At 40.3% G+C, this 5,309-nt stretch carries 6 protein-coding genes and 1 pseudogene; 2 read left to right on the top strand and 5 right to left on the bottom strand.

The window, feature by feature from the left end; genetic code table 11:
• A pseudogene (locus tag AC6F75_RS00280) lies at positions 1 to 140 on the bottom strand (putative type IX sorting system protein PorV2); the annotation flags it as partial.
• 128 nt (positions 141 to 268) lie between these two features.
• Between AC6F75_RS00280 and AC6F75_RS00275 the strand changes: the two are divergent.
• Positions 269 to 1,012, top strand: a complete 744-nt coding sequence (locus AC6F75_RS00275; protein ID WP_500712926.1) for a CDP-alcohol phosphatidyltransferase family protein — start codon at positions 269 to 271, stop codon at positions 1,010 to 1,012.
• Here the strand turns inward: AC6F75_RS00275 and lptB are convergent.
• From lptB to AC6F75_RS00255, 4 genes are all read right to left on the bottom strand, one after another.
• Positions 1,009 to 1,758: an LPS export ABC transporter ATP-binding protein gene (gene lptB / locus AC6F75_RS00270; RefSeq protein WP_500712925.1), complete on the bottom strand. Its 750-nt coding sequence runs from the start codon at positions 1,756 to 1,758 to the stop codon at positions 1,009 to 1,011. The genes AC6F75_RS00275 and lptB overlap by 4 nt on opposite strands.
• A gap of 39 nt (positions 1,759 to 1,797) precedes the next feature.
• Positions 1,798 to 2,154: a carboxymuconolactone decarboxylase family protein gene (locus AC6F75_RS00265; protein WP_500712924.1), complete on the bottom strand. Its 357-nt coding sequence runs from the start codon at positions 2,152 to 2,154 to the stop codon at positions 1,798 to 1,800.
• A 74-nt stretch (positions 2,155 to 2,228) separates the two neighbouring features.
• Complete coding sequence (tatC, locus tag AC6F75_RS00260) at positions 2,229 to 3,098, bottom strand: twin-arginine translocase subunit TatC (protein ID WP_500712923.1); 870 nt, start codon at positions 3,096 to 3,098, stop codon at positions 2,229 to 2,231.
• Entirely contained in the window at positions 3,098 to 4,063 is a 966-nt protein-coding gene (locus tag AC6F75_RS00255) for a KpsF/GutQ family sugar-phosphate isomerase (RefSeq protein WP_500712922.1), read from the bottom strand. The genes tatC and AC6F75_RS00255 overlap by 1 nt, the downstream gene beginning before the upstream one ends.
• A gap of 82 nt (positions 4,064 to 4,145) precedes the next feature.
• On the opposite strand from AC6F75_RS00255, the gene AC6F75_RS00250 reads away from it, so the two are divergent.
• Positions 4,146 to 5,309: RecQ family ATP-dependent DNA helicase (locus AC6F75_RS00250; RefSeq protein ID WP_500712921.1), on the top strand; the 1,164-nt coding region annotated here is incomplete at its 3' end.

Raw genomic sequence — 5,309 nt, 5'->3', positions numbered from 1 at the left:
ATAGCAGTAACGGCATTTGCCATTCCCAACGCCCTGGCATCAACACCAATATTCATAAACTCATTGGAATACTTTCTGGCAGTTTGGGCTGAAGCGAAATAAACCGAAAAAAATAAAAGTAAAAGAAATGATTTTTTCAAGGGCTTGGTTTGATGCAAATATGCTACTTTTTTAAAATCTATAAACTACAAAAACCTTGAGTTATTGTTTAATTTCAAGCACAAACTAAAATAGTTTAGTATTTTTACAAACATATTAAATATTAATTATGCTCAAGCACATCCCTAACCTAATTTCCCTCGGAAATTTAATGTCCGGTTGTATTGCGGTCGTTTTTGCTGTTCAAGGCAACCTTCCACTTGCAGCAGGTTTTGTAATACTGGGTATTTTTCTGGATTTTTTTGACGGACTTGCTGCCAGAGCTTTTAAAGTGGAAAGCAACATAGGCAAAGAACTCGACTCTCTGGCCGATGTGGTCACCAGTGGATTCGCTCCCGGGATTGTGATGATGCAATTAATTCAATTTGCTTGCTCAAATGACTATCCTAAACTTTTAATTAGTTTTCCTCCACTTGATATTTCAACGAATGCATTTTTACCGCTATTCGGCTTGTTAATAACCCTAGCTTCGGCATACCGCTTGGCGAAATTTAATGTGGACGACAGGCAAACCGATTCGTTTATTGGTCTGCCCACTCCGGCCAATACCTTATGGATAATCAGTTTACCGCTTATTTTGATTTATCAGCCCACTGAAGTTGCCATTCAACTGATTCTCAATCCCTGGTTTTTAATTGGACTGACGGTGCTGAGTGCTTATTTATTGAATGCCAATATCCGCTTGTTTTCTCTGAAGTTTAAAACCCGTAGTTTTAAAGGAAATTCCGTGCGGTATGTATTTCTGATTGCGAGCCTGGCAATGCTCATCGCATTTTGGTTTGCGGCGGTTCCGCTGGTAATCTTGTTGTATATTTTGCTTTCGCTTTTCGCGAAAAAGAAAGAAACCGCTTAAAGTTTATTAAAATCCAGTTTCTTTTTGCGAAGTTCAAAATTCTGGCCCAGATATACTTTTCTCACCATTTCGTCTGCGGCAAGTTCTTCGGGTTCACCATGCTTTAAAATGCTTCCTTCAAACATTAAGTAAGTTCTGTCAGTGATGGCAAGTGTTTCCTGAACGTTGTGGTCTGTAATCAGGATGCCGATGTTTTTGTTTTTAAGTTGAGCCACAATGCGTTGAATATCCTCTACCGCAACCGGGTCAACACCTGCAAAAGGTTCATCAAGCAGAATAAATGCCGGGTTTGTAGCCAGCGCTCGTGCAATTTCGGTGCGTCGTCTTTCACCTCCGGAAAGTAAATCGCCACGGTTTTTTCGGATATGACCCAATCCAAACTCTTCAATCAATAACTCCATCCGTTGATGTTGTTCTTTTTTGGAAAATTTAGTGAGTTGAAGCACGCTTAATATATTTTCTTCAACACTCAATTTTCTGAAAACTGAAGCTTCCTGAGCCAGATAACCAATGCCGTTTTGAGCGCGTTTGTACATGGGGTATTTGGTGATTTCAGTATCGTCAAGGTAAATTTTTCCTTTATTGGGCTTGATTAAACCCACTATCATATAAAATGAAGTGGTTTTTCCCGCACCGTTTGGACCAAGCAAACCAACAATTTCACCGCGGTTTACCTCAACGCTCACGCCCTTGACCACATCGAGGCCTTTGTATGTTTTGACTAAATTTTCTGCTCTTAACTTCATATTTAATAGACAAGTCTACTTAAATTAACTCCTTTTTTCTTATTTATTGTGTTTTTGTTCCAATGCTTCCCAAAATTCATAGGCCCTTCTCAGATGAGGAATTACTATCGTTCCACCAACCAAGGTTGCAATTCCCAGGGTTTCAAAGACTTCTTCTTTGGATACTTCAAGTTTAAAAGCGGTTTGTAAATGGTAAGCAATACAATCATCACAGCGTAAGACAGCAGATGCAACCAAACCAAGTAACTCTTTGGTCTTAACATCCAAAGTGCCTTCCATATAGGCATTGGTATCGAGGTTAAAGATACGCTTTATCAGTTTATTGTTATCGGCAAGGAGTTTGTCGTTCATCCTTTCGCGATACCCGTTGAATTCGTCTACCTTATTTTTTGACATTGGATTTCTTGTTTTGCTTCGCACAGTTCGCTGCGCTCCTTCTCCGTAGTAAAACTACGAAGGAGAAGCTCGTGTCAAGTTTCTTGTTTCTTGTTTTTTGAATTTTTCTTGTCATCCCGAGCGGAGCCGAGGGATTGGTTTCTTACTACAACTTTAGAAATATAAATGCTTATTTCGTACAAAATTAAAATGGGAATCGCTACGATGATTTGGCTCACGATGTCCGGAGGAGTGATGATTGCTGAAAGGATTAAAACAATCACCAGACTCATTTTTCGATATTTGCGCAATATTTCAGGTGTAACCAGACCTATTTTGGTCAACAGGTACATAATGATGGGCAATTCAAAAATCAATCCCGATGCCACCACTGATGATCTTACCAGCCCAATGTAGCTTCCGATGTCAAATTCGTTGGAAACTTCGGCGCTAACCGTATAACTTCCCAGGAAGTTGATGGATAGCGGAGTAACAACATAATAACCAAACAACACCCCAATAAAAAACAACAACGAAGAAATAAAAATAAACCCTCTTGATGTTTTTCTTTCATTTTCAAGCAAGCCCGGACTAATAAATTTCCAGAATTCATAAATCACATAAGGAAATGCCAATACAAACCCGGCGGTAATAGAAGTCCATACGTGTGCCGAAAATTGCCCCGCAACAGTGCGACTTTGAATCCTGAATGGCATTTCATCAAAACAAAAACTGTCTTGCAAACCCACAAACTGAGCAATTTCACATAAAATTTTATAAGTGATAAAATCAGGCTGTTTGGGGCCGAAAATGATGGTGTCAAAAATAAATTCTTTGGCTAAAAAAGCCAAGACACCAAATAAAACTACACTTAAAGTTGCCCTGATGAGATGCCAGCGCAAATCTTCAAGATGATCCAGAAACGACATCTCGGCAGCGGGGTTTTTCTTTTTTCGGGCGGCCATTAAAGTATTCCTTCTTTAATCAGGTTATGGATGTGTATCACGCCTTTATAGTTGCCGTTTTCCTCAACAAGCAGTTGTGAGATACCATGATTGTTCATCACTTCCATAGCTTTTACGGCCATGGCGTTGGCTTCAATACACTTGGGATTTTGGGTCATAATGTCTTTGGCTTTCAGGCTACTGATATCGTCGGTTTTAGCAAGCATTCGTCTTAAATCTCCATCAGTAATTATTCCTGTAATTTTGTTATTTTCAACAACGGCAGTAACTCCAAGCATTTTTTCTGAAATCTCTACAATCACTTCCTTTATACCCGATTCAAGTCCCACTTTGGGTTTTTCATTGTTATCACATAAATCAGAAACCCTGAGGTAAAGTTGTTTACCTAAAGACCCTCCGGGATGGAAGCGGGCAAAATCCTTGCTGGAAAACCCTCTCAAGTCTAACAAACACATAGCAAATGCGTCACCAATTACCAGTTGTGCCGTGGTGCTGGTGGTGGGCGCAAGGTTGTTTGGACAAGCTTCTTTTTCCACAAAAGCGTACAATACATAATCAGCCTGTTTGCCCAAAAAGGAATCTCTATTTGAAGTAATGGCAATGAGTTTATTTCCCAACGATTTTATCAAGGGAACAAGTACTTTAATCTCAGGAGTGTTTCCGCTTTTTGAGATACAAATCACCACATCTTCCGGCTGAATGGTTCCCAAATCGCCATGAATGGCATCTGCAGCATGCATAAATCCTGCAGGTGTTCCTGTGGAATTGAGTGTGGCGACAATTTTTGTGGCGATATTGGCACTTTTTCCTATGCCTGTAACGATGACCCTGCCTCCTGAGCTGTACACATACTCAACTGCTTCTGCAAACTCATTGTCAACAAGTTGAGCCAGATTTGCAATAGCTTTGCTCTCCGTTTCTATGGTTTGTTTGGCAATTGAAATAATTTTTTTATGATTATGCAAAACTTTACAGTTTTTTTGGTTTGTGGCTTTCTTAGAAATTGTTATATTTAGAGTACAAATGTAGATAAAATAATTATAGTAAGTGAACGAAATTGACATACACGCAGCGCTCAAAAAGTATTTTGGGTTCTCTAAGTTCAAAGGGTTACAGGAAGAAGTGGTCAAGAGTGTTATAAGCAATAACAATACTTTTGTCATTATGCCGACAGGAGGAGGAAAATCCTTGTGTTATCAGCTTCCGGCACTCATTGCAGACGGCACGGCTATAGTTGTTTCTCCCCTTATCGCATTGATGAAAAATCAGGTAGATTTCCTTCGCGGAAATTCTTCAGAAGTTGGAATTGCCCACGTGCTGAATTCGTCTTTAAACAAAACCGAAATCAAACAGGTGAAGAAAGACATAGTATCAGGCATTACAAAACTGCTTTATGTGGCACCTGAATCGCTTACCAAAGAAGAAAACGTGGCATTTTTACGCAGTGTGGAAATCTCGTTTCTGGCTATTGATGAGGCGCATTGTATCAGCGAATGGGGACACGACTTTAGACCGGAATACAGAAATTTGAAATCCATTATTGGCAGGATTGGTGACAACATTCCCATTGTTGCACTCACGGCCACGGCAACGCCCAAGGTTCAGGAAGATATTCTCAAAAACCTGAACATTCAGGATGCCAATGTGTTTAAAGCTTCTTTTAACCGACCCAATTTGTATTATGAAGTGCGTCCCAAAACCAAAAATGTGGATGGTGACATTATTCGCTTCATCAAACAAAATGATGGCAAAAGCGGGATTGTATATTGCCTGAGCCGAAAACGGGTAGAAGAACTTTCCCAAATCCTTCAGGTAAATGGTATCAATGCCGTGCCTTACCATGCCGGTCTTGACCCAAAAACACGGGTCAAACACCAAGACATGTTCCTGATGGAAAATGCTGATGTGGTCGTGGCCACCATTGCCTTTGGAATGGGCATCGACAAACCCGATGTGCGGTTTGTCATCCATCACGATATTCCAAAAAGTATAGAAAGTTATTATCAGGAAACCGGTCGTGCTGGAAGAGATGGTGGTGAAGGACACTGTCTGGCATTCTATTCCTATAAAGACATTGAAAAACTCGAGAAATTTATGAGCAACAAGCCCGTTGCCGAGCAGGAAATCGGGCAGGCTCTGTTGCAAGAGGTCGTGGCTTATGCCGAAACTTCCATTTCCCGAAGAAAATTCATCCTGCATTATTTTGGGGAA

It is taken from the genome of Planktosalinus sp. (assembly GCF_059864935.1).
The sequence above is the reverse complement of the archived record's forward strand: the minus strand, read 5'-3'. Positions and strand labels throughout refer to the sequence as shown.

Bases quoted from the DNA above. Each gene is read 5' to 3' on its own strand.
- AC6F75_RS00265 (WP_500712924.1), bottom strand. From the start codon at position 2,154: ATGTCAAAAAATAAGGTAGACGAATTCAACGGGTATCGCGAAAGGATG.
- lptB (WP_500712925.1), bottom strand. From the start codon at position 1,758: ATGAAGTTAAGAGCAGAAAATTTAGTCAAAACATACAAAGGCCTCGAT.
- tatC (WP_500712923.1), bottom strand. From the start codon at position 3,098: ATGGCCGCCCGAAAAAAGAAAAACCCCGCTGCCGAGATGTCGTTTCTG.
- AC6F75_RS00275 (WP_500712926.1), top strand. From the start codon at position 269: ATGCTCAAGCACATCCCTAACCTAATTTCCCTCGGAAATTTAATGTCC.